At 43.5% G+C, this 23,101-nt stretch carries 21 protein-coding genes; 9 read left to right on the top strand and 12 right to left on the bottom strand.

What is annotated here, in order from left to right; all coding sequences use genetic code 11:
• Window positions 1–10: 10 nt before the first annotated feature.
• Entirely contained in the window at window positions 11–2,236 is a 2,226-nt protein-coding gene (gene recD / locus E5672_RS14320; RefSeq protein ID WP_136782818.1) for an exodeoxyribonuclease V subunit alpha, read from the top strand.
• Between the two features lie 51 nt (window positions 2,237–2,287).
• On the opposite strand, the gene E5672_RS14315 is transcribed toward recD, so the two are convergent.
• Entirely contained in the window at window positions 2,288–2,695 is a 408-nt protein-coding gene (locus E5672_RS14315; protein ID WP_136782817.1) for a hypothetical protein, read from the bottom strand.
• Window positions 2,696–2,802: 107 nt separating this feature from the next.
• Window positions 2,803–4,230 (bottom strand): aminotransferase-like domain-containing protein, encoded by a 1,428-nt coding sequence (locus E5672_RS14310; protein WP_136782816.1) that lies wholly within the window; start codon window positions 4,228–4,230, stop codon window positions 2,803–2,805.
• 259 nt (window positions 4,231–4,489) lie between these two features.
• Here E5672_RS14310 and E5672_RS14305 point away from each other — a divergent pair, with 259 nt between their 5' ends.
• From E5672_RS14305 to E5672_RS14295, 3 genes are all read left to right on the top strand, one after another.
• On the top strand, window positions 4,490–5,110 hold the full coding sequence (locus E5672_RS14305; RefSeq protein WP_136782815.1) for a LysE family translocator: 621 nt from the start codon (window positions 4,490–4,492) through the stop codon (window positions 5,108–5,110).
• Between the two features lie 84 nt (window positions 5,111–5,194).
• Complete coding sequence (locus E5672_RS14300) at window positions 5,195–5,575, top strand: VOC family protein (protein ID WP_136782814.1); 381 nt, start codon at window positions 5,195–5,197, stop codon at window positions 5,573–5,575.
• Window positions 5,576–5,658: 83 nt separating this feature from the next.
• The gene (locus E5672_RS14295; RefSeq protein WP_136782813.1) at window positions 5,659–5,994 is read left to right on the top strand and encodes a hypothetical protein; all 336 of its coding nucleotides are present in this window, start codon (window positions 5,659–5,661) and stop codon (window positions 5,992–5,994) included.
• Between the two features lie 16 nt (window positions 5,995–6,010).
• On the opposite strand, the gene E5672_RS14290 is transcribed toward E5672_RS14295, so the two are convergent.
• The 5 genes from E5672_RS14290 to E5672_RS14270 all read right to left on the bottom strand — a co-directional run bounded on the left by E5672_RS14290 (window position 6,011) and on the right by E5672_RS14270 (window position 10,414).
• Window positions 6,011–6,610, bottom strand: a complete 600-nt coding sequence (locus tag E5672_RS14290) for a DNA-3-methyladenine glycosylase (protein WP_136782812.1) — start codon at window positions 6,608–6,610, stop codon at window positions 6,011–6,013.
• A 28-nt stretch (window positions 6,611–6,638) separates the two neighbouring features.
• Window positions 6,639–6,857: a hypervirulence associated TUDOR domain-containing protein gene (locus E5672_RS14285; RefSeq protein WP_136782811.1), complete on the bottom strand. Its 219-nt coding sequence runs from the start codon at window positions 6,855–6,857 to the stop codon at window positions 6,639–6,641.
• Between the two features lie 110 nt (window positions 6,858–6,967).
• Window positions 6,968–7,852 carry an EamA family transporter gene (locus E5672_RS14280; protein ID WP_136782810.1) on the bottom strand — a complete coding sequence of 295 codons (885 nt, stop codon included), beginning with the start codon at window positions 7,850–7,852 and terminating at the stop codon, window positions 6,968–6,970.
• Window positions 7,853–8,159: 307 nt separating this feature from the next.
• Complete coding sequence (locus tag E5672_RS14275; protein ID WP_136782809.1) at window positions 8,160–9,509, bottom strand: MBL fold metallo-hydrolase; 1,350 nt, start codon at window positions 9,507–9,509, stop codon at window positions 8,160–8,162.
• An 8-nt stretch (window positions 9,510–9,517) separates the two neighbouring features.
• On the bottom strand, window positions 9,518–10,414 hold the full coding sequence (locus E5672_RS14270; RefSeq protein WP_136782808.1) for a class I SAM-dependent methyltransferase: 897 nt from the start codon (window positions 10,412–10,414) through the stop codon (window positions 9,518–9,520).
• Window positions 10,415–10,600: 186 nt separating this feature from the next.
• Between E5672_RS14270 and E5672_RS14265 the strand changes: the two genes are divergently transcribed.
• Together E5672_RS14265 and E5672_RS14260 are read left to right on the top strand one after the other, a co-directional pair.
• A complete protein-coding gene (locus E5672_RS14265) occupies window positions 10,601–11,050 on the top strand; it encodes a GyrI-like domain-containing protein (protein WP_136782807.1) in 450 nt (149 codons plus the stop codon).
• Window positions 11,051–11,247: 197 nt separating this feature from the next.
• Window positions 11,248–12,102, top strand: coding sequence for a hypothetical protein (locus E5672_RS14260; protein WP_136782806.1), 855 nt, complete (start codon window positions 11,248–11,250; stop codon window positions 12,100–12,102).
• Between the two features lie 23 nt (window positions 12,103–12,125).
• On the opposite strand, the gene E5672_RS14255 is transcribed toward E5672_RS14260, so the two are convergent.
• Window positions 12,126–12,728 (bottom strand): hypothetical protein, encoded by a 603-nt coding sequence (locus E5672_RS14255; protein ID WP_136782805.1) that lies wholly within the window; start codon window positions 12,726–12,728, stop codon window positions 12,126–12,128.
• A complete protein-coding gene (locus E5672_RS14250; RefSeq protein ID WP_240692244.1) occupies window positions 12,728–13,906 on the bottom strand; it encodes a DUF3500 domain-containing protein in 1,179 nt (392 codons plus the stop codon). The genes E5672_RS14255 and E5672_RS14250 overlap by 1 nt, the downstream gene beginning before the upstream one ends.
• A gap of 304 nt (window positions 13,907–14,210) precedes the next feature.
• Here E5672_RS14250 and E5672_RS14245 point away from each other — a divergent pair, with 304 nt between their 5' ends.
• The 3 genes from E5672_RS14245 to E5672_RS14235 are packed head-to-tail and all read left to right on the top strand — an operon-like array spanning window position 14,211 to window position 16,307.
• Entirely contained in the window at window positions 14,211–15,068 is an 858-nt protein-coding gene (locus tag E5672_RS14245; RefSeq protein ID WP_136782804.1) for a YHYH protein, read from the top strand.
• A gap of 14 nt (window positions 15,069–15,082) precedes the next feature.
• The gene (locus tag E5672_RS14240) at window positions 15,083–15,679 is read left to right on the top strand and encodes a toxin-antitoxin system YwqK family antitoxin (RefSeq protein ID WP_136782803.1); all 597 of its coding nucleotides are present in this window, start codon (window positions 15,083–15,085) and stop codon (window positions 15,677–15,679) included.
• Window positions 15,630–16,307, top strand: a complete 678-nt coding sequence (locus tag E5672_RS14235; protein ID WP_136782802.1) for an SCO family protein — start codon at window positions 15,630–15,632, stop codon at window positions 16,305–16,307. Before E5672_RS14240 ends, E5672_RS14235 begins: the two co-directional genes overlap by 50 nt.
• Before the next feature lie 110 nt (window positions 16,308–16,417).
• On the opposite strand, the gene E5672_RS14230 is transcribed toward E5672_RS14235, so the two are convergent.
• From E5672_RS14230 to E5672_RS14220, 3 genes are all read right to left on the bottom strand, one after another.
• Window positions 16,418–19,258: a TonB-dependent receptor domain-containing protein gene (locus tag E5672_RS14230; protein ID WP_136782801.1), complete on the bottom strand. Its 2,841-nt coding sequence runs from the start codon at window positions 19,256–19,258 to the stop codon at window positions 16,418–16,420.
• A gap of 597 nt (window positions 19,259–19,855) precedes the next feature.
• Complete coding sequence (locus tag E5672_RS14225) at window positions 19,856–21,598, bottom strand: GGDEF domain-containing protein (RefSeq protein ID WP_161569404.1); 1,743 nt, start codon at window positions 21,596–21,598, stop codon at window positions 19,856–19,858.
• 317 nt (window positions 21,599–21,915) lie between these two features.
• A complete protein-coding gene (locus tag E5672_RS14220; RefSeq protein WP_136782799.1) occupies window positions 21,916–22,956 on the bottom strand; it encodes a methionine synthase in 1,041 nt (346 codons plus the stop codon).
• Window positions 22,957–23,101 lie beyond the last annotated feature (145 nt).

Raw genomic sequence — 23,101 nt, 5'->3', positions numbered from 1 at the left:
AAGGAAAATAATGAAAAGCAATCAACACTCTGTACCGTCATTTTTTGATAACTTGTTTGGCATCGAAGCTATCGACAAATTTGTCGCAAAAGAATTTGGCTTTATTGATGAACTGGAACAAGAAGAACAGTTTATTTGGGCGGGGATCTTGGCGTATCTGTCGTTTATGCAGCGCAATGGACACAGCTGTATCTATCTTAAAGACATAGCGGGTACGACGCTTTTTAAAGAACCAATAGCTGAACAAGAGACGGCCTTGGCGGTCGAAACGAATGAGCATAGTGGTAACAAGGCGGCGGCTGCTTCACTGACGCTGGTTGAACAAACCGAGCAGGAAAAAGCGCCCAAAGCAGGTGTTGACGTGCCACAACTAACACCGTTACTTAGAATTGTAAAAAGCGCGCTGGTTAACGAGCAGGTGGCTCAACTATTTGTCTATAGCAACGGCAAGCTGTACAGCCGTCGCTACTATGAGTTTGAACAAGAAGTTGCGAGCAATGTGGTAAAACGAGCTGCGCTTACGCCGTTAAGTGATGACGCAAGCGAAAAAGTAAAGCAACTTTGGCCCGCAATCTTTCCTACCGAAACAACCGATCAGCAAGACTGGCAGCAAATAGCGGTGGCGAAAAGCCTGATGCAGCGCTTTTGTGTTATCAACGGTGGGCCAGGTACAGGTAAAACCTATACCGTATTGCGTTTATTATTGGCGCTACAGGCTTGCGATGAAAACTTAAAAATTGTGCTGGCAGCGCCTACAGGTAAAGCGCAACAGCGTATGACGGAGTCTATCATGAACAGCATAGACGGACTTCGCGGCAAGTTAGACGACGCAGTACTTAACAACGTGCCTACCGATGCTGTGACGCTGCATAGATTACTAGGATTGCGCGAGCACGGTGTATCGACTAAGTTCAATCAGCACAACCAATTGGCAGCAGATGTGCTCATTGTCGATGAAGCAAGTATGGTCGACTTAGCGCTAATGACACGTATAGTACGAGCATTGCCAGACCATGCACGGCTCTATTTTATCGGTGATGCAGATCAGCTTCCAGCAGTTGAGCTTGGCAACGTGTTAGAGCAGCTAGTAAGTACCGGGCCAGCAAGTTTTGACGAAAACGCGAATGTGTCAAATGGCACAAACAGCACACATAGTTCACTTAGTTTTAACAGTCATGACGACGCGCTTTCTTTAGGTGGCGTGCCATCGTTAATGCGTCAGCACATCGCTACGCTGTGCCCGCATTTGCCTCTGTTACCTGTTGATGAGCAGGCAAAAAGCTATGTAGCAACTCTGCAAGCACCGCAGCGCTTCAAAGGGCAGGTGGCAAAAGTTGCAACGGCCATACAGCGAGGTGATGCAAGCGGCGCACTTACCGCGATTACCGGCAAGGCTAGTGACAATGATGAAACTGCTGGCCTCAATTCAAATATCGATTCAACTCTTGTTTCAAAGACTGCATCACGCCTACAATCTGGCGTTCACCTATGGCCAGAGCACCAGGTTAGCGGCCGTGATTTACACCAGTTGGCCAAAGAAAGCTTCTTGCCTATTTTTCACGCTGGCAGTGCCGAAGAGGCGCTTAATCGTCTGAATGTGGTTAGGTGGCTAACCCCGGTCCGCAAGGGCGGAATGGGCGTAGAAGGCCTGAATAATTTGGTGTTCGATGCTATCAAGCACAAGATCAGAAAGCGGGAAGGCCATTTCTATCAAGGTCAGCCCATCATGATTGTAAAGAACCATCACCCACAGCGACTTTCAAACGGTGAGGTTGGTGTGATCTGGCCTGACAGCAAAGGAAAGCTATATGCGTGGTTTTACCAGGATAGCCAAGCTTCGGGTCAAAACGGTTCAAGTCAGAAAGCTTCGGCAAATGCGGGAGACAGTGCTGACAAGGCGCTACAGCAAAAACAAGCGTTGCGCAGCATATCGCTATCAAGAGTACCGCAGTTTGAAACTGTGTATGCCATGACCATACATAAATCTCAGGGCTCTGAGTTTAACCATGTTGTACTTATTCTACCTAAGCCTGATAGCGAGAAAGCAGCCAATTTATTTCATCGAGGCCTAGTGTACACAGGGTTAACCCGTGCCAAAGACGGCTGCTTAATCATTTCTGACAACGCAACATTTACCCACATGGTTCAGCGGGTAGATAAGCGTTATTCCGGGCTGTCTGAAGCGATTAGCCTGCAATTAGAGAGCACATCAAACGCCACCATAGAAATCGAATAAAAAATGTACTCTGACCCCAAAATTTTGGGGTCAGAGTACATTTCTGTGTGTTTATTTTACTGGCGTAAAAAGGCACAGGCCACGTTTGTTTATATCAGTGGGGGTCTTGCTGATCAGATAAATGCGTGTGGGCGCAGTAACGCGCAAAACTCCGCCTTCAGCATTTAAAAATTGGGAAGGCAGGAATGCTGAGGTGTCTTCATTTTTTGCATTGTCGGCCTCGGCTTTCACGGCAAAGTGTGACAAGCCACAGTGATCTAGCCAACCTAATATATTATCTGGTGTCGCCACAAAATTATCGTGCTTTAAAATGCTGCTATGTAGGGTAATATTCGCACCAAAGACAGGCTTGTTCTCTATCGCCATTTGCGTGTTAGGCTTTAAATGTAGCCGGTATAGCCCATGTGCCTCAGGCACAATGTCGTCATTCGCATCTGTATTATTTACTAACGTAAGCATACAAAGTTTCGTAGAGTAGTTTTGATGGTTTTATTTTGGTGGACTTATGACTAGCCTGCGTTGATGTGGATCAACTGCCCCCGGGTTTACGCCTTTTGTATAAAGAATTAGGCGTGTTGCGTAACAAGCATCTCACCAAGGCGTTTGATAGCTTCGGTGCGTGCAGCCTGAGTACTATCAATAAAATTAAACCGCAGGCAATGTCGATATTTCCCTGTTGCCGAAAACAATTGACCCGGCGCGATGTAAATGCCTAGTTCCTTGGCCTCGTCAGCTAGCTTAACGGAGTCGTATCGACTATTGAGTTCTACCCATAACACATAGCCACCTTGCGGATAGCTAATACAAGTGTCGGCAGGAAAGTAACGCCTTATGTCTGAACGTAGGGCGTCTCGTGCACTTAGGTAATGGTGACGCATAGCCCGAATATGTTTGTCGTAACCGCCTTGCTCGATGAAACTGGCTATAGCCAATTGGGGCAAGGTAGGGCACATAGAGCTGCTAACATATTTAACGTGGAGCACTTTATTTCTGTAGCTTCCCGGCGCTATCCAACCCACGCGAAAACCAGGAGCTAGCGTTTTTGAAAAAGACGAACACAGCAAAACACGCCCATCTTTATCGAAAGACTTGATGGTCTTTGGACGTGGGTAGGAATACGCAATATCACCATAAATGTCGTCTTCAATAATGGCTACGTCGTACTCTCTGGCCAATTCGTATAACGCTTTCTTTTTCGCCTCAGGCATAACGAATCCCTGTGGATTATTTACTGTAGGGGCAACTAAAATGGCCTTAATCGGCCATTGATCCAAGGCCAACTTTAATGCTTCTAAACTCAGCCCTACTTCAGAGTCGGTGGGGATCTCTAACGCTTTTAATTCAGCGCCTTTTATAGCTTGCATAGCACCGTAGAACCCAGGGGATTCTACCGCTATTACATCGCCGGCGCTCGCTACTGCGCGAAGGCACACAGATAAGGCTTCCTGGCAGCCAGAAGTCACAATAAATTCATCGCTCTGCAACACACAGCCAGATGCTGCGGCCAATCGGCTAAGCTGTTTTCGCAGAGTTTCATCACCTTTTACGTCACCGTAAATCATGCCGTCCAAGGCTCGATGTTTGGTGAGTTCATGCAGGCGTTTTATAAGCGGTTTAAGGGTTTTGGCAGTCATGTTGGGCATGGCATGCTGAAACTGACACAGGGTTTTAGCGTCATGCTCTTTATTGAAGGTATTTAGCAAGGTGTCTAGTACATCTTCCCATTGAGACACATCCATAGGACGTTGCGGAGGCTTCGTCATGTTAGGGGTGTTATCTATTAATACACTACGGGCAACAAAATAACCTGATTTAGGTTTTGCCTCTACCAGTTGCTGCGTTTCTAACACTCGATATGCTTCCTGCACGGTAGCTATACTTACTTTATGCTCCGTTGACAGCTGCCTAACCGAAGGTAACTTGTTCCCCACCTCAAAAACACCACGCTCGATCTGGGCTTTAAGTTCATTGGCTAATGTTTCGTAAAGCGTCATTTCAACCATACTCTTTAAAAGTTACCTGCATACAGATAACTATATCTTAATTTATTGTGGCTTTTAACCATACAGATTGGTGAAAAAACTACCATGCAGGCGTTACCATGACGAAACTGTATGGCTGTTTTTAAGTGTATTTGGGTATGATGCATACAAAAATATGATTGTATTGTATTGGTGAAGAATAAATGGCTGGTTAATCGACCTTCTTCCTTTTATAGAAACGCATTGCTTACATCAACACATAGGGACTGTCATGGAAACATCTTTACTCATCGCACTTGCGACATTTGCATTTATCAGTACGGTAACGCCTGGCCCAAATAACATGATGTTGCTGGCTTCTGGAGCACAATACGGTTATAAACGCTCGCTGCCGCACATACTGGGTATTGTAATTGGCGTCGCTGGCTTAATGATAGGCACACTGCTTGGCGTTGGAGCGCTGTTCAACATATTTCCTGTACTGTACAGTGTGCTTAAAGTACTTGGCGTGGCATACCTGTTATGGCTAGCATTTAAAATTGCCACTGGCCCAGTAGATGAGCCAGTAGATGAAATAGAAAACAAAATTAAATCGACCAAACGCCAAGGGCCGCTTAAGTGGTGGGAAGGGGCATTATTCCAGCTAATAAATCCTAAAGCATGGATGATGGCGTTAGCCAGCGTAGGCACGTTTTCGCTGCCTGGCGAGCACTACACCCAATCTGGCATTGCGATTGTCACTGCTTTTGCGGTTATTGGCTTTCCAAGCATCTCGCTTTGGGCGGCGGTAGGCGCAAAAATACGGGTGTGGTTGAGTTCGCCAGTTCGAAGAAGGCAGTTTAACCTTACAATGGGCGCGGCTACAGCAGCAACATTGTTTTTAATAGTGTAAGCTTTATGTCGATAGGTCGCTATTTTTGAGGTGTAACCCAACAGGCTGGCGATTCTGAACATTTAAAAAAAGGAGTAGGCTCTAATGGATTTGAATCAAGTAACATTACCCGTAACTAATATGGTCGACGCGGTAGAATTTTACCTTACACTTGGGTTTACCCAAATTGTAGACACTCCTCATTATGCTAGATTCACGTGCCCTGAAGGCTCGTCTACTTTTTCGCTCTCTTTAGAAAGCGAGCGTACTCAAAGTTCCAGTGTAATTTATTTCGAACATGAGGAATTAGACGAACTCTATACATCACTTGTCGAGAAAGGCATTCGTTTTGAGCAACCGCCAACTGAACAACGGTACCTTTGGAAAGAGGCCATTTTAAAAGATCCATCGGGCAATAAAATAAAGCTGTACTGGGCAGGGGAAAATAGGGTGAACCCACCTTGGAAAGTGGAAATCAAGCAGTAGCCAATTAGGGCCTGTAGACCTTTGCTGTATACTAAAGGTCTACAGGCCCTATATAAATTTCAACAGAAAAACCGAGATTACGAGTGACAGAACCCCAAATAAGCGTGCACTTTCGCTTAACATCGTTAGATGCCATGCAAGCGTACACGCTAAAACGAGAAATTGAAGGCGCTTATTTTATTAAGCGTGAAGAATGTGTAGATAAAAAAGGCCCAGATGCGTTCATTGGTATGGTGCCGTTAAAAGAAAGCCTGTTTGACGAAATCAACGACTACGTTATTCGCCAGCAAATTCAATATGATGACTGCGATATTTATGTTGAATCAAAAACTGCTAGCGGTGATATTGCTGTGCCAAGGGTGGTAAATAAATTGCTCAAATACATCGACTGCAAACTGACCTTCGCTTTTGCAAAGTAGTCTTAGTTGAAGTGCGCTACTTAAGCGTGAACCGCCAAGGCAAGGTTGTGTCATCCCGTGCACCTTGCTTACCCGTTTGATTGTCTTTTGCGTAGTCTATGCCAATGCGAGGCGAACTAGTGATGTGCTCACTCACAATGGTACGGTTACTTTCCTCAATCCAAATCAAAGTGTTATTTAACACAGGCTCACCGTTTAGCGCAGGTGTTATCGCCAGAGCCTGTGTCAGCTTAGCTGGGCCGTTACATAAATTACGCAATGATGTATTTACGCCGCGGCGTTCACGCATTTTTTCGACACCTTCTGTAGGCTTAATTTCTCGGATCAGAACTGAGTCAGTGTGGTCAGCATCATTTGTAACAATATTCAACATACTGTGAGTACCATAAATGGTGTAGATGTACGCAATGCCGCCTTGCTTTTTAAGTGTTGATATAGAAGAAGGGCGCCGCAACAGGTGTTTTTCCATGGCAAGGTCCTGATGACCACGGTAGGCCTCCGTTTCTGTTATCGTTCCCCCGGTTAGTACGCCGCCGACGTTGCTAAAAAGGAATTGACCAATAAGCGACTTCGCTACATTGACGACATCGCTATCAGTGAAAAAAGAACGCTGCATTTTTTGTTTAGGTTTATCAATAAACAGATTAAGACGACTTCGTAATTTCGCTGTGAGATTTCAGCACTTTACTGCCGTCGTCTTGCTCAATGAGGTAAGCTGGGTCGCTGTCGCTTGCCTCTCGTTTTACCGAAGAACCCTTAATGGTGCGTTCTACATTACTGGTAAATTTTTCTCTAATATTGCCCGTTGCACTGCCATTGCCCCATTCCCATTCAACTTCTGTGTTCACCGCGTAATGTTTCATAGCTACTTCCTGTATCGTTAATTTAACCGTTTACTTAGTTGTTTAACGATACGGGCAAGGTATGAGTTCACAAAGCAGGATAATAAGAAGGGAAAAGTAAGCTTGAAACCCTAAGATAGGGTTTCGATTTGTTTTTCTTTTGGTAGTTGCTTTTGAGTTGCAGAACTTCCTGCGGTAGCAATAACAACTAAAGCCACGGCAAACCATTGTGAAAGCGTAAGGGTTTCATCAATAATGATAAACGCAGCTATGGCTGCAACAGCTGGCTCAACACTCATCATAATGCTGAAGGTTTGCTTAGGCATATTACGCATAGCACTCATTTCTAAGGTATAGGGGATAGCCGATGAAAAAATGCCTACGGCGCAGCCTATGAAAATAACGTCTAAAGAGAGTAAAGCGGTGCCTTGGCTTACTGCGCCAATAGGAACCACACAAATAGCTGCTACCAACATGCCTAATGTTACCGTAATACCACCAGAACCTTCGCTGCCCGTCTTATTTCCAAATACAATATAACCGGCCCAAAAAGCGCCAGCTGTAAGGGCTAGAACAACGCCAACGGGATCTAAACTATCAGCCGTTGCACCGCCAATATCGGGAAGTAGCAAGCACACTCCTGCGACAGCTAAAATAGCCCAGGCAAAATCCCGCTTTTTTCTGGCACTAAAAAATGCAACCGCTAAAGGACCAGTGAACTCAAGCGCAACGCCTATGCCAAGAGGAATGCGTTCAATCGCGAGATAAAAAATAATATTCATTGCGCCTAAGCACGCGCCGTAGAAAATTACGTTACGCCACCCTTTTGCACTTAAGCGTGCTCGCCAGGGTCTAAAAATTATTGTTAGTACTAATGCGGCGAAAAAAGCACGCAGTGCGCTGGTGCCTTCAGGACCGACGATTGGAAAGAGTTGTTTTGCAAACGATGCACCAGATTGAATGGTTACCATCGCCAGAAGCACAGCGACTATGGCAAGTAGAAAACGTTGATTCACAATATAATGCAACCTGGATGGGACAAAACTGGATTATATTTGTTCTAACACTGAAATGCGCGTTGATAAGGGAAAGTACTGAAAATTAAAGCCTAATAACCAAAACGCCGTGGCAGCGGTTGCTAATATATCCTATGCAACGTGCTGCCAACGTTTATGATTCAATACGGGCAAAGGAGCAAGATGAAAAATGAGTTTTTTCATTTTGATACCTGTATGCATTACCGTGGGTAATGGTTGTGCGTGTATTATACTTATGCGAGCAAGAACTAAGATCAACGCAATACTTCGCCAATGATTCAGCGCACTATAATTTAAAATACGACATCAAGCTTCTTAGAGTAGGATCGAACTGATCGGGAACCCGTTCAATTGTCATGTGATACTCAGCTACATTCCAAAATGTACCGCCTAAAAGAAGGGCTATCAGCACCTGCGTAGACATTGTAAATTTGATATAAGGCTTATCTTTAGTCGGTTCAAACGATGTGTTTATCTGAACACGTTCATTTTTCATATCTATCTTAGCGTACATTGGGCATTGCAAGCCTGCATTCAGTTGTTCTACTGGCTGAATGTGTAACACCACGTCCGTATCTGGAAATGTAGATAACCTTTGTTGAGCGCTCCAAACGTTTGCTCTAGCCTTAAAAATTAAGCTATTGATTGGCATCATGAGCCCTTCAGGCCAAGCTATATTGTGAAGCTCGCATGGGAAATCTTTGAGAGACTCAGCGTAGTTTACTCTGTCTTGTTGAGTAAAATTCCTATCTAACGCAAGAGGCGAATACTCTGTTGAGCGGGAGGCCAAGTCCAGAACGTCACCGGTCGATAACAAGACCAACTTATCATTGTTAAGATTGTGATGTTGCCAGGCCGATTCAATTTCTTCAGGACATGCTTGATGTTGATACTGCGCGTATTGATAACCCGTTCCTGCTATCACAAAAGACCCGGCAGCCGGAATATTAAAATCCGCACCGATAATTTTAGCAAGTTCGCAAAACTTCTGTAATCGAGAGGCTTTTAACTGCGCGACGCGAGTGTGTTTTTCATCATCGCTATAATGAGAAAAAACAAAGGGGTAAATACTTGCGCCACTGTAAGCAAGAATCGCTGCATCAAGCTTACCGAAAGTCGCCCTAACTTGTTCTGCGTGTCTGATTTGCATAGGGTTGTCGACAGCAAAAAACACCTTATACCCGTTTCTATCTTCAAGGTATATTGATGAATCGACAGGTATGTTTGTTTCATTCACAATGTCATCAGAAGACCCGGAAAACTCTTTTATAATCGTTATGCTGTGCTCGCCAAGTTGCCACGGTTTGTCGAAGGTACATTCCGTAATATTCGTAAAGCCTAATTGCTGCAAAGCTAAGCGAAGGGCGGGCGTCGGAAATTTACCGATCAGTATTGGGATGTCTTTATCAAAATGAGAAAGCGTATAAGGGTTAAAGTGGTCACCATGGATGTGGCTAATATATAAATAATCAGGCTTTAAATTTAAATAATGTGCGCGCTGCTCTTCATGAATAGGAGGGTAGTTGAAAAGAAGGCCATGATATATGCCATCTTCATACCAAGGGTCGGTTAAAACCGTTGTTCCGTCACTGAAAGTGAACAAAAAGCTCGCATTCGTTATATACTCAATTTTCATGAACAGTCCTAAGGCTTTTGCGCAATTATAATGGCTTCTCTGCCTAAATTTAGGTTAGAAAAAGCGCGATAAATATCTTGGCGTAAACTGCTTAATCCCGCGTTTTCCATGAACCACTCAAAGTTAACTCTTTTTAAATGACATTCACGGCCTATGCTTGGGGTTTCAATGTAGTTGTCGCCCATTGCAAGAAATAGGTCGAGTGGGAAGCTGGAAAAGCGGCTCAAAGGACTAAATCCACATTTTGAAACGAATGCTTCTAGCGAGTCGAAATCAAAGTAATTTAGGTGGTGTGGGACGGCAACCCACCAAGGTTTGTAATTTTGGGTTTTTCTTAAGCCTTCTTGTAAAGGGTTAAAGTCGTTCGGTACACCCACAACTAAAATACCACCACTAGCGAGTTTGTCGAAAGCAACATTAATGAGTGAGAATGGGTCTGGAACATGTTCTAGAATATTACGCATGTGAACCACTTTGATATTCTCTGGAAGGCTGGTGAGATCAGCATCGAAGCTGCTGTTAATGATTTCTAAGCCTTTATCGCGGCAATGGTTTGCCGCTATTGTACTTATTTCGACACCAACTGTGTTCCACCCTTCACCTTTAGCGGCTTCCAAAAACAGACCCGCACCGCAGCCAATATCAACCAGGGTATTGTCATCATTAGGCGTAATAAATTGAGCTATTTCACTAAGCACATCACGGTAACTCATTAGCCACCAATCGCGGTCTCGCTCATAATAATTTAGCCTATCGCGTTCGCCGTCATCGTAGTGGCTATCACGATAAAGTGTTTCATTCTCCAGTTTGTCTGGAATTGGCGTGACATGTTTAAATCCGCACGTTTCGCAGTCAATAACATCGTAACCTTCACCCGAAATAACGACGTTTCCTGTATGTGCCATGGTGAGTCCTAAATTTGTTTTTTATTTTGAGAAGCATTTATTATTTTATCAAAAATTAAATCAAGAAACGTACCAGTAGGAGTGAAACTTAAGGTAAGGTGTTGAAGTCATTCTGCTAAAACATGGTTTGCTTGAATCCACTTGCTTGGACAAACTTTCTGTATGCTTAACAATTAGGACGTTTTTATGGACGTAAGAAACCTTACTTCACCGATAAATATTAAAGGCTTTTCGGTGATTACCAACAATCATGCTGAATTCTCGCCAAAGGGGAAGATCCCCGCGCTTTGGCAGAGGTTTGATAGTTCAATACCTGTTGACTATCGAGGCGGCGAGCGGGTGTATGGCGTTTATTTCAACTACGAATCAGATCATACCGGTGACTTTTCGGTGCTAGCAGGTTTTGATGGCGACACAGTGCCCGAACATTTAAAGATTGAGAACATTACTATCCCCGCGGGAAAATATCTCGTTTTTTCCCGACAAGGTGAAATGCCGCAAATTGCTATCGATGTATGGAGTGATATCTGGCGCTATTTCACCCAAGCAGATACTGAATATGAAAGGGCGTTTACAGTGGACTTCGAGCATTATGTGAATGCCAACCACATAGATGTGTACATGGCGATAAAATAATGACTCGAATAAGGGCTAAATGTCGATGAAACAATGCAATATCTGAGAGTTAGTTGCTATTGCTTTTATGACCTATACTTGGTGAAACTGTAAGGTGGAATATTCCCCTTCGCTATGTGAATTAGGCATCTTTTGAACACAAATACCGTGTTTGAAATAGCTTTTTATGGTGGATGTTTCTTAGTTAAGGAAAGCAAGTGCACATTCTTACCCAATTACATATCGACATCGCTCGAAATGCTACGGACGATTTTAACCTGTTTCACGATCCATTGCGCTGGCAGCGTATAGCAGGTAACCCGTTCCAAGGTACGATAGCGCTTGGCTTTCAACTTGGTTTGTTTGTAGAAACGCAGATAAACCAAAGTGCTTCTACTATTGAGCAAAGACGATACTCAGTGTATGAATTTAGCTTCGTTAACCCTGCTAGAGAAGGCGACGAACTAAGCTTGATACTCAAGTCGGCCCGTGTATCTAAAACACCGATGGGCGAGCAAGAATCGCAACGCCTGATCTTGAAAGCATCGGGGAAGCCAAGCTTAATGGGTTTCTACAGGCAGTCAGACTATTTATCCGTTTCGTCCCCATTACTTAAGTATGACAAAGGTCATCTTTCAAAGATGCCAGACCGAACATTATTAGATGACAGTGCTTTTTTAAAACGAAAATGGATGATTGTTGGTAATGCTAAAAATTACCTGTTAAGCGCCTTTGCCGATCAAACACAATACATTGATGAATTTGCGAATACGGTTTGTTTCCCACAGTTTTATCCACTTTCATTAATGTCTTCGGCAATGTTAGAACGAGCTCAGGCCCTAGGTTATGACTTGATAAGTAACCCAATGATCTACGTTTCGCAAAATATGTGTATCGATAATCAGCAATTAGCGCAACTCAAAAGCAATGATTGTTTAAACATGTTGGTTGCGCCTGTTGAAAAAGACCCAAGCCATCTTACTTGCGCTGGTTGGGTCAACAGTGAATCGCCGCTTTTCTGTGCCGAGGTTAAACTTATGCCGCTGTCTGACATGCTAAAATCTTATTCATAGTAGCAAGGCCGTTAAACGTTCTGTTAGCTGTTTGGTGACAGTAAATGGGTGGCAGGCTTTCCGTTAGTTTCACTGTAAACAAAGTCAACAAGCTTTATCTTACTGTTCTGCTCACCTTCATAAAACACCACCACTCTATGACTTCGTATCTCGTGCAAAATCGCGTCGAAGTGCAGAACAGCTGGAAAAAGACTGTTGTACGGCAACGTTTTTGAATCCACTGAAAATTGGGCTTCAACTCGCCTATATTGTCCAACGTGCTCGTTGAATGCGCCCTGTATTTCGATTGCATCTAAGCTTGGTGAAATGAACTGATCATCTTGTTCGTCATTTAAGGGCTTAATCTTAAAGTGTTGGTTAAAATAGCTAGACAATTGCTTGACTTGGTTATTGGTCAAATCACCTAAACTTGATGTCTTTTCAACAAACTTTAAGTGTGGCGCTGCAATAACAAACTCTTCCAAAGCGAAGCTTAAGGTTATCCTTGTTTGAGAGCTACTCTGTTTAATGACTAACTCACTGCCTGGCAGTGAATGCGCGCTAGCTGGACATGCTAGTGCGAAGAAGCTGCATACAAAAACGCAAGTAACACTGATAAGAGCTTTTAACGGTTTTATCGTTATCACTACTTTTGTCCGCCATAATCGGTTTGTCTATCACGCCAAACCGAGTGAGGGTGGTTACCTGGTTGATTTGTCGATTTGTTCGACTGCATAGAGAATTCTATCCATAGCGAGGGGCCGTGAACGCGCACATAATCGTCTTCAGAGTTCAGTGATGTAGTCCCAGAATACCCGATAACTGTGTTGTTAAATTCACTTGCGTATTTTTCCATGTACCGTTTCGCCTCGGTTTCGTGAATATCGCCAACATAGGTATAGATAGCTTCTTTCAACAGAGAAACCTGTTGTTCTGATAGCGAGGAAACTGCTAAGCCTTCTTGCTTTTCGGGAATAGCATCATCAGCTTGCGGTCCCGCTAAAATATCTCGGTAGGTTCCTTTTAATTTCGCTTTTTCTTGCTGTTTTTCGCTTAATGATGTGAGTAATTTCGAAAACGCATTACGTTCTTGCAGAAGCGGTTTATTCTCACGTCCATTCATTTCGAAGGAAGGAAATGGCTCAATCCCCCGAAAAGAGGGGGTAGCGCCTACAAGCTTTCCGTTGTTGTACGTGTTAGAGAAGGCAAAATGGTGACCGCCATAATATAGCTCCCAAAGCCCATCTTCTGATGGCTCACCTAAAAAGGCGAGCTTGCCATTGTAAGAGGAGTAGGCGGCTTTATAGTCTGTGCTAATAGTTCCTATGTAGTCATCGGCGTTAAGTGTTTGAACCATTTCATCGAAGCCTTCATTTCTACTTTCGCTGGCCGCTTCTTTCAAAATAGCTTTTACCATGCCCCTTTGTTTGATGGACAATTCGCCAAGAAATATTCCTGGGCGCTCTGGGAACGCACCGGCGGGCAAATTGCTCCAGTTTTTGGCTTGCTCCAGTGAATATTCGGTTTGGATTAGCGATAGATTATCTTCACTTAAGGTAGATTTAAGCAAAGAGATGAGGCACAGAAGCGTCGTAATATGCTCACTGTTGTCACAGTCTTCCGTTGCAGCTGGAACACTAATATCTCCCATAAGCGTACTTGTATCACCCATTCGAGCTTTTATTGCCAATGTTTCAGGCGTATCTGGCCGAGGCGGTGGTGGGCCTTCAGGATGCGGGCCTTTTTGGGCCATTACAAACGGTGAAAAAACAAGTGCGGTTGCAAGATAAATGGATGAGGCTTTAATTCGGTCAGATGCATTCATGGATTGGGGATATCCTAATTTGTGGGCAAAACTGTACGTTAAGATGCTTCGTTAGAAACGTTAGACTTAGTTACTATTTCATTGGCTTCAATTTGGATCAACGCCGACCACTTAAAGCTAAACCAACAATTTTGGGCGAAAGGGGGTTAACACCCACTTCGTTAAATGAATTGAGCTGCAACTCCGTGGAGTTAACCTAGATTACATTCACGCGTTTTTATGCATTTTCTGCACATTATCTGCACAAAGGTTCAGTACCTTATTTGAAATGATAAAAAAACTAAAGATACTGAGGTAGTCAGTTATGAGAAAGCCCGATTTGTTTGCGCGATCATTCATTACAATGGCAATTATTGGAACGCTTGCCGCCTGTGGAGGCTCAGAGAGTGAAAGTGTAACTGTCGATACTGGCTCATCAGAAGAGGAAACGGATACTGGCAGCACTGCTGACTCTTGCGATAACCCGGTTACTTCGCTACCCGCAATATTTTTGGAGTTCAATGCCTCAGCTAACGTGACGGCTGTGCTTTCATCTGACGGCTGTACTGTAACCGTTGAGGCAAATGGCAAACCTAATCATACGTCTTCTTATTGGGATTCAGGCAACGAAAGCGGTTTGTATGTTGAACCTGAAGATCCTGACCTATTCGACCAACGGCGTTCCCCTGGCGATATTGAAGATTACATTAATTTGTTCCAGCTTACAGTGCCAGTCAACCCCGAGCTAGCTGATTCATCTTCCGCTACGCCTTTGGGGGCAATAGGTATTGCAACGAGCGGTGCACCAATTTTTAACGACTCAGAAGGTAACGGCGATGTTTCCTTAGGCGTTATACAAGGCTTCGATAGAAACGGTGCCCATACTGGCCCACAAACCTATCACTATCACTTAGAGCCTAGAGCCATCACCTATGATGATGATAGCCTAGTAGGTATTATGTCAGACGGTTTTTTCATTTATGGCAGACGTTGTTACTCGAGCGCCGACTATCCTAGTGATCTTGATGCATCGAACGGGCACATTGGTGTAACTCAATTTACCGACGCATCGAATGTGGAAGGAGAGTATCACTACCATGTATCAGCAGAGCAATACCTAAATGGTGAATACTACCTTATTTTCCCCGGAGACTTTCAAGGCACGCCCAACGGTGTGAACTAAGCTGCGTGTTTCACATGAAGTATTTATTGGCTTTCGTGGTGGGCGCCGGCCTAATAGGAAGCGCTATCTATTACTTTAATGCGAGTGTCCCACAGCCTGTCTCTAATAATGATATAGCTATTAACAGCGAAGGACTTAGGGTTTACCGCGGAACACCTTTTACTGGCGAAGTAGTAACACACTATCCTGATGGCGCCATTGCGGCGCGTGAACAGTTTAAAGATGGTCGTCGACATGGTGAAACTAAGAAATGGTTTACTAACAGTAAACTTGCGTACCAGGCTACATTCAACGATGCCAAGCGCGAAGGAGAAGTGAAAAGTTGGTGGGCTAACGGAAATTTACGGTCACTCCGTTTTTTTGAAAATGGAAAAATAGAAGGCGTGGCCGAGGAATGGTACCGAAGTGGCGAGAAATTTAAGCGATATAATTTTAGGTCAGGTCAGCCAAGCGGACTGCAGCAAGCCTGGCGTCAAAATGGCAAATTGTTTAGTAATTTTGAATACAAAAATGGCCGTATATTTGGCTTAAGAAAAGCAAATAACTGCGTTGGATTAGAAGATGAAGAAATATCTGTTGATTACTATCGCCTGCAATCTATTGGCTTATAGCGGGGGTTCATTTGCGCACAAAGCAAATGACCTGCAAAGTGCTAATAGCGCACAGGTTGAGGAACTACCTTATTATCAAGACGCTTCCTTCGCTCCTTATTGGTTATCAGAAGACGAAGTAGATTTATCGTCGTTTCACAAAATCCCTGCGTTTAGTTTTACCGACCAGAGCGGGCAAACGATTACCGACCGGGACCTAGATGATAAAGTTTACGTTGCTGGCTTCTTTTTTAGTACGTGCCCTGGAATTTGCCCGACTGTGCGCTCAAAACTCATTCGGGTTCAAGAAACGTTCGTAGGGAATGAGCAGGTAAAAATAGTACAACATTCTATTCGTCCCTCAACAGATACCATTGACGTACTGCAAGCCTACGCGAGTAAAAATAATATTAACAACGAGCAGTGGCATTTGCTTACCGGTGATAAAGACAAAATTTATACCATTGCAAAACAGGCATATTTTGCTAGTGAAGACCTAGGTAATGTGCAAAAAAATAAAGACTTTTTGCATACTGAAAGCTTGTTGCTTATTGATAAAAATAAGCATATTCGTGGAATTTATAATGGCTTGAATGCCGCGTCTGTTAGTTATTTGATAAAAGACATCCAGACGTTGCTGCAAGAGTAATGGAAACGCTTGCTACATAGATCCTGTTCACACTTGCTTCTTGTGAATTACTCCCCCAAAAAAACCGGCGCTAAGACGCCGGTTTTTGTTTTTTAGATTATCAATGCGTTTTACATTTTATATGCTACGGTCACGTAACCAAAGCGGCCGATGTTGTCATAGGCAGCATCAGTTGAACCCGTACCTGTGGTACCTACAGGAAGAGCGCGGTTGAATAAATTATCAACACCTACGGTTAGGCTAACGCCGTTCGCGAAGTTGTAACCGGCGGTGACGTCAGTCACTGCGTATGAAGGCAGTTCCATACGATCACTTGGGTTAGGGTTTAGCGCTAGGTCTTGATTGTCATAAATGCTGGCGCGCTCTATGTAACGGGTTTTCCAACTTGCTTCCCAATCACCACGGCTGTAGTTAACTGTGAATACGCCTTGCCAGTCCGATTCACCCGCCGTGCCTGCATTTTGGTAAAATAGCTCAGGGTTGTCTTGGAATGGGAACTCTTTACGATCTTTTAGGTAAGTCGCAATTAGGCTTGTACGGAATGCACCTTCTAGCGCGTCAAAGTCGTAGCCAAATTCAAAGTCGACACCTTTCGCTTCTTGACCCGCAATGTTCAGCGCGTAGCTGCGAATTTCGGTAATTTCGCCTGTTTCTGAATCACGGTCGATAAGACCACAATATGGATTATCGATGCCTGTCTCAGAGTCAACGCAACGGTCCAGAATAGTTTGACCATCGATGTTGGTGATTGCGTCTGTTAGCTCAATTTCCCAATAGTCTACGGTAGCGGTAAAACCTTCAAACCAGCTTGGCGTATACACGAAGCCTACTGTTTTAGAAATAGATTGTTCTGCTTGAAGGTCGATGTTACCGCCGTTTACGCCTTCCAACGTTGCCGCATCATAGTCAGAGTTGAAGTCTGTCGGGACGCCTAGTGCGGCGCAGTTAGCAATACGCTGATCTGGGTTAGCGAGGTTTTCTAAGTTGTCTGTACGGCATGGGTCGTCAACGTTGAAGAACGTTTGGCTGGCTTCACCGTAAAGCTCGCTAATATTCGGCGCACGAAGGGCAGAGGACTTAGTTGCTCTAACACGTAAGTCTTCAAAAACCTGCCAATCTAAACCAAGCTTCCAGCTTTTCGCGTTGCCAATAGATGAGTAGTTAGCAATACGTGCCGCTGTATCGAACGTAAGCATATCAACACCCGGTAAACCTTCAAGAAGCGGGATAGTAACTTCTGTAAATACCTCAGAAACGTCGTATTCACCCTTATCTTCGCCTAGCGCGTTGAAGAAGGTACCTGCCGCGTTTTCAGGCTCATCAATTTCACTTTTCTCTTTGCGATATTCCACACCCGCTGCAAAGCCTATGTAGCCCGCTGGCAGCTCGTAGATACCTGAGTTAGCGATAGTTGCACCAGCATTATACTGTTCAATTTTGCTGGTACCTACAGACGTAGTATTCACATAGTCGATAGCTTCTTGAGAGGCTTGGCCGTAACCCATAATGTTAAGCGGTACACAGCCATCTGCGCTACCTGATGCACAAACAATGTTGCCATTGTCATCTTCAACTGCATCTATAGCGTTGTAGAAGTTTTGCAAAATCAAGTTGTTGCGGTTCTCACGCTCTAGCTCTGTTTTGCCGTAGTTTACAAACGCTTCGTAGTTCCATTCATCATTTATGTAGCCTTCTACACCTAACACGTAGCGATAGGTTTCGCGCTCGTCAGCTTCTGTACGAACACCTAAATCGGTCATCATGCGGTTTAGTACAATACTATCAAGGCCGTTTGCATCCATGTAGTCAGCAACACTGTCGTCTAAAAATGCGTTGTCTCGCGTTATAGTTGTTTCGTCGCTGTAGAAAAAGAACGCTGGCTGCGCCATAGAAATAGCACGAGTGCGTGCATATTTAGCTTGTGCGTAAACCCTAGTATCGTCATTAAGCTCGTAATTACCTTTTACGTTTAGGTTAGTACGGTCAAATTCTGGCTGTAGCTGTGTGAATTGGCGAAGGTTGAAAAAGTCACAATTGGCGCAAAAAACGCCATCTACTTGGTCGCCAATATAAATGTCTTTAATTGAACCGTCGGCATTAAAGGTTTTCGTACCATCGCCAAATACTCCCGCATTATTGATCACGTAGTAACCTGCGTTAGCGGTATAAATATCATCCGGGTAGGCAGTTGAATCTAGCTGATCTTCATTACGTTCGTAACCCATGATGCTTTCAAAGCTCATATTGCGATAGGACGTAGCAGTCCAAGGGTTGTCTAGCGCATCTAGTGACTCTTGTGAGCTGTATTCAGCGGCAAAAGCAATGTTGCCTCGGTCGTTGTCAAAGTTAAAACCGTAAGACGCTTGGTACTTATCGTTTTTATAACCATTTTCCTGTGCAAAGCCTTGTGTCGCGCTGATATCAAACCCTTCAATATTCTTTTTAAGAATGAAGTTAACTACACCAGTAACGGCGTCTGCACCGTATACAGCAGATGCACCACCAGTGACAATTTCAACGCGCTCAATCCATGAAGTAGGGATAGTGTTAGTATCTACCGCAGCAGTTCCTGCTGATGAAGATACGTGTCGTTTCCCGTCAACTAGCACAAGTGTACGATCTGTGCCCATACCGCGAAGATCTAAAATGTTAAGGCCAGCTGTTCCGATGAACTGACTTGAATTACCTAGCGAGAACGTATTAGCAAGTGAGGGTAGCTCGTTAAGTACTTCACCGATGTTCATGGCACCCGAGTTAAGAAGCGACTCGCCAGAAATGGCGGTTACTGGCGAAGGGGCAATAGCGCCTTGGCGAGAAATACGTGAACCTGTAACTTGAATTTTTTCAACATCGGCGCTTTCAGTCGAAGAATCTTGCGCGAATACGTTGCCAGAGGTCAAAGCGACGCTTCCAGCCAGTGCGAACCGAACAGCAGTTGCAATGTTTTTCATGGATTGTTCCTAATGAATTAGATTTAGTGTGCTTGTTGTCATATAAGGCCCAAATTTTAGGCAAGCCTTACAAGGTTTATTTGTGTACGAATTTATACTTATGTCTAAGAGGGCGCGCATTCTAATGAGCAAGAACCAGCGAAATCAATTTTTTGCGGCGAAATAGGTGGTGCTATTTAGGCGGTTAACTTTTTTTTGATACTTATTTAAATAGTAGATTTCTACTATGTATTAAAGTTACTGAATGAAAAACGAACAAAGCAGGTTCGCATTATAAACACTTGATTAAAACCTAATCTAATAGTGCTTTTTATGGGCAGATAGAAGTGCAATAGAAACGGAATGTATTACGGCTATTTGCGATGTAAAAAGGCAGAAATTTAATAAATAGTATTTATTTTGACCTTGTTGAAATTGGTTCTGCAACTTGTCTTAATATTTAGGTTTTCTATCGGCAATTCTGGAATGTTAATTTAAATGTTTCGCTTTCGTTAATTAGCACCGCATATTTTCAGCTTCATCACTAAGAATTTTGGGGCAATACTTAATAACCTTCTTAGTTTGAAGTGCTTTTGGCAATCATTAATTATTAAGAAGCTAACTGCTAACTTGGTTTTTGCCGGAAGCTTTAGATTGATAAAGTGCCTTATCTGCGGCCTCAAACAGTACCTCAAAGTCGTAGGCGTGGTTAGGAGCGCTGGCAACGCCAAAGCTAGCAGTAAGTTTGAAATCTTGTTGGTCAGATTGATTAGTAAGTTCTATTTCTTTCTGGCAGCGTTGAGCTATAGTAAGCGCCTGTTCGAGGCTACAGTTAGGTAAAATAATACCAAACTCTTCACCACCTAATCGGCCGATGCAGTCTTGTGGTCTGCAGCCTTTTTGAGCTGCTGATACCGCTGTCTGCAAAGCCTGATCGCCCATCCGGTGACCAAAGGTGTCGTTGATCTGTTTAAAGTCGTCTAAGTCAAAAATGATTAAGCTGACGGAATTTGATTGCTGTTGAGCGTTGCTTATTTGCTCTGAGGCCATTGTTGTAAAGAAGGTGCGGTTTGCAGTGCCTGTAAGACCATCTCTTTGTGAAATATTCTTTAAGGCAATATAGTGGCTGCGTTTTTTGTATAACCAGAAAGTGATGACCACAAACGTTAAAAAAAGCACTAAATATATTAGCTTTCGTATATTTTCTTCTTCTTGTGCTAATTGCGCTCGTGCTTTTAGTAGTGAGTTTTCTGCATCGAGCAGGGTAATTTGGTTCGACTTTATAAGGCTATCTTGCTGAGCTTTGTGAATGCTTAGCATTTTGTTACTCATGCTCGATAAATTTAAAGATTTCGATTTTGCATAGGCTTTATGTAATTCGAGCGCCTTTTTATAGTTCTGTTGTTTTTCCGCAATTTTATACAAGACTTCGTAGGCATCTATTTCTGAAATAACGGCGTACCCGGCATCTTCATTTTGGTCTATTACTTTATAAGCGTATTCTTTGGCTAGTTTATATTCTCCTTTTAGAAAATATATCTTACTTAACAGAGCATAGTATTCTTCTAGTAACGGCGGGTAGTTGGTGCTCTCTACGTCAACAAGATGTTCTTTAAGAACAGCGAGAGAGCTATCAATTTCGTTTCTGTTATACAAATAGGTGGCGTAATGTGTATAAATCGCAATAAGCGCTATTTGCTCGTTCGCAGTTTCACAATAATTGAGTGCTTGAGAAAATCGTTCTTCTGACAGCGAGTCGCTTTCGGTCAAGACCAGAGCAACGATAAGCTGCATATGCAAGAAACAAGTAAATCGCGTAGAGTGTTGCCCATCAATTAACGAATTCCCATAGCTAATCACCGTCTCTTTTTCGTCAATAGAGTTGTAGAAGTTAATGATTGCATTGTGCGCCTGCTCTTTCACTAAAGGGTCAGTGATCTTGTCAATATTTTCAGTCAAAAAATCCATGGCTGAAAATGCCTCAGCCCAGTTTTGTGTAGCGGCATTGATTGCTGCTAATGCTGCATACGACTGAAATTGATAGCTAAACGAATAATCACCTTCTGCTATTTGCCGATAGGCCTCAGATGCCGCAAGTAAGTCACCGGCTACTAGCTGTATATAAGCCGCAGTAAAATCATAAAGTTGCTTATCATCTTCACTTAAGCTTGCCTTGTCTATGCTAGTAAATAGCGCTTTAGATTTTTGAGGGTTAGAACTGCGTATTTCATACGCTTCCTTTAAAATACTGTTGGGGGCTTCAACAGCATGACACAGCGTGAAAGTGCAAATTGAAATTAGGAAAAACAGAATGCAGTTTGAAAATTTAACTCGTTTTTTTCTTAAAGGTTTTGGAGTCATTATCGCTTTCATCTTTAGTTTGGATTACAACATGTAATTTGGCTCTTCCCTTTGCGCCAAACTCAACATCTTTTGAAGCATTTCATCTTCAAAAGACCACCAAAGTTTACACTGTAGTTTAAACAAAAACTAATAAATGTCTGAAGTATAATACAAATTTGAATAGATGGTTAAAACTACGGCATGTTTAAGACAGGCAACTATTGCAACATATCTAGTTCTTAAAATTAGCAATAATTGTGAATATAGCAAGCCCGCGTGCGCGGGCTTGTTTTCTATTATGAATGGTAGAAATCGAGAAGTGGCAAAAAGTATTGTTACGCAGAGCGTTTCAGTGTTAGTTCCTGCCTGACTATTTCAGCTCCCGCGCTAAGTGCTTCAAGCTTGCCACGGGCAACACTTCGTGAAAGTGGCGCCATGCCGCAGTTGGTGCAAGGGTAAAGTTTGTCTGCATCCACGTATTTTAACGCTTCACGCAATGTTGCAGCGACTTCTTCTGGTGTTTCTATACTGTCAGTTGCAACATCAATAGCACCTACCATCACTTTTTTGCCTTTAAGAAGGGATATTAGTTCAATGGGTACATGGGAGTTGTGGCACTCCAATGACACCATATCAATGCTCGACTTCGCTAGTTTAGGAAAGCTTTCTTCGTACTGACGCCATTCTGAGCCTAGCGTTTTCTTCCAATCGGTATTGGCTTTAATGCCGTAGCCGTAGCAAATGTGTACCGCTGTTTCACATTTTAACCCTTCAATAGCGCGCTCTAATGCTGCAATTCCCCATTCGTTTACTTCATCAAAAAATACGTTAAATGAGGGTTCATCAAATTGAATAATATCAACGCCTGCAGCCTCTAGTTCTTTCGCTTCTTGGTTTAAAATCTTTGCAAATTCCCATGCGAGCTTTTCTCGGCTTTTATAATGGTCGTCGTATAAGGTATCGACCATGGTCATCGGGCCAGGTAACGCCCATTTAATAGGCTGATCAGTTTGGCTTCTTAAAAATTTAGCATCTTCAACGAATACCGATTTAGGTCGGGTAACCGCCTGGGTTACAACGGGAACGCTCGCGTCGTAACGATTGCGAATTCGTACTGTTTTACGGTTTTCGAAATCTACACCGTCAAGGTGCTCAATGAAGGTAGTCACAAAGTGCTGACGGGTTTGCTCACCGTCGCACACAATATCAATGCCTGATATCGTTTGTTCCTGAAGTGTAACGCGCAGGGCGTCTTTTTTACCTTCTTCTAATGCTTCGCCTTCTAGCTTCCACGGCGACCACAGGGTTTCAGGCTCTGCAAGCCATGAAGGTTTTGGTAGGCTGCCGGCGATAGAGGTGGGAAGTAATTTTTTCATGTGATTCGTTTTCTTTAAGTCAATAATTAATATGAATGGCTGTGGGGCAGGCCGTTGCGCCCCATCAAAATTTATAAGCTCACTTTTTTAGCGAACCGTTGATTTCAGCTGACAAAGAGTAAGGGACCAACAACCAGTTCCGAAG

Origin of the sequence: Alteromonas portus (genome assembly GCF_005117025.1) — a bacterium.
GTDB classification, from domain to species: domain Bacteria; phylum Pseudomonadota; class Gammaproteobacteria; order Enterobacterales; family Alteromonadaceae; genus Alteromonas; species Alteromonas portus.
Note: the sequence above shows the minus strand (reverse complement) of the source record. Positions and strands in the feature narration are given on the sequence as shown.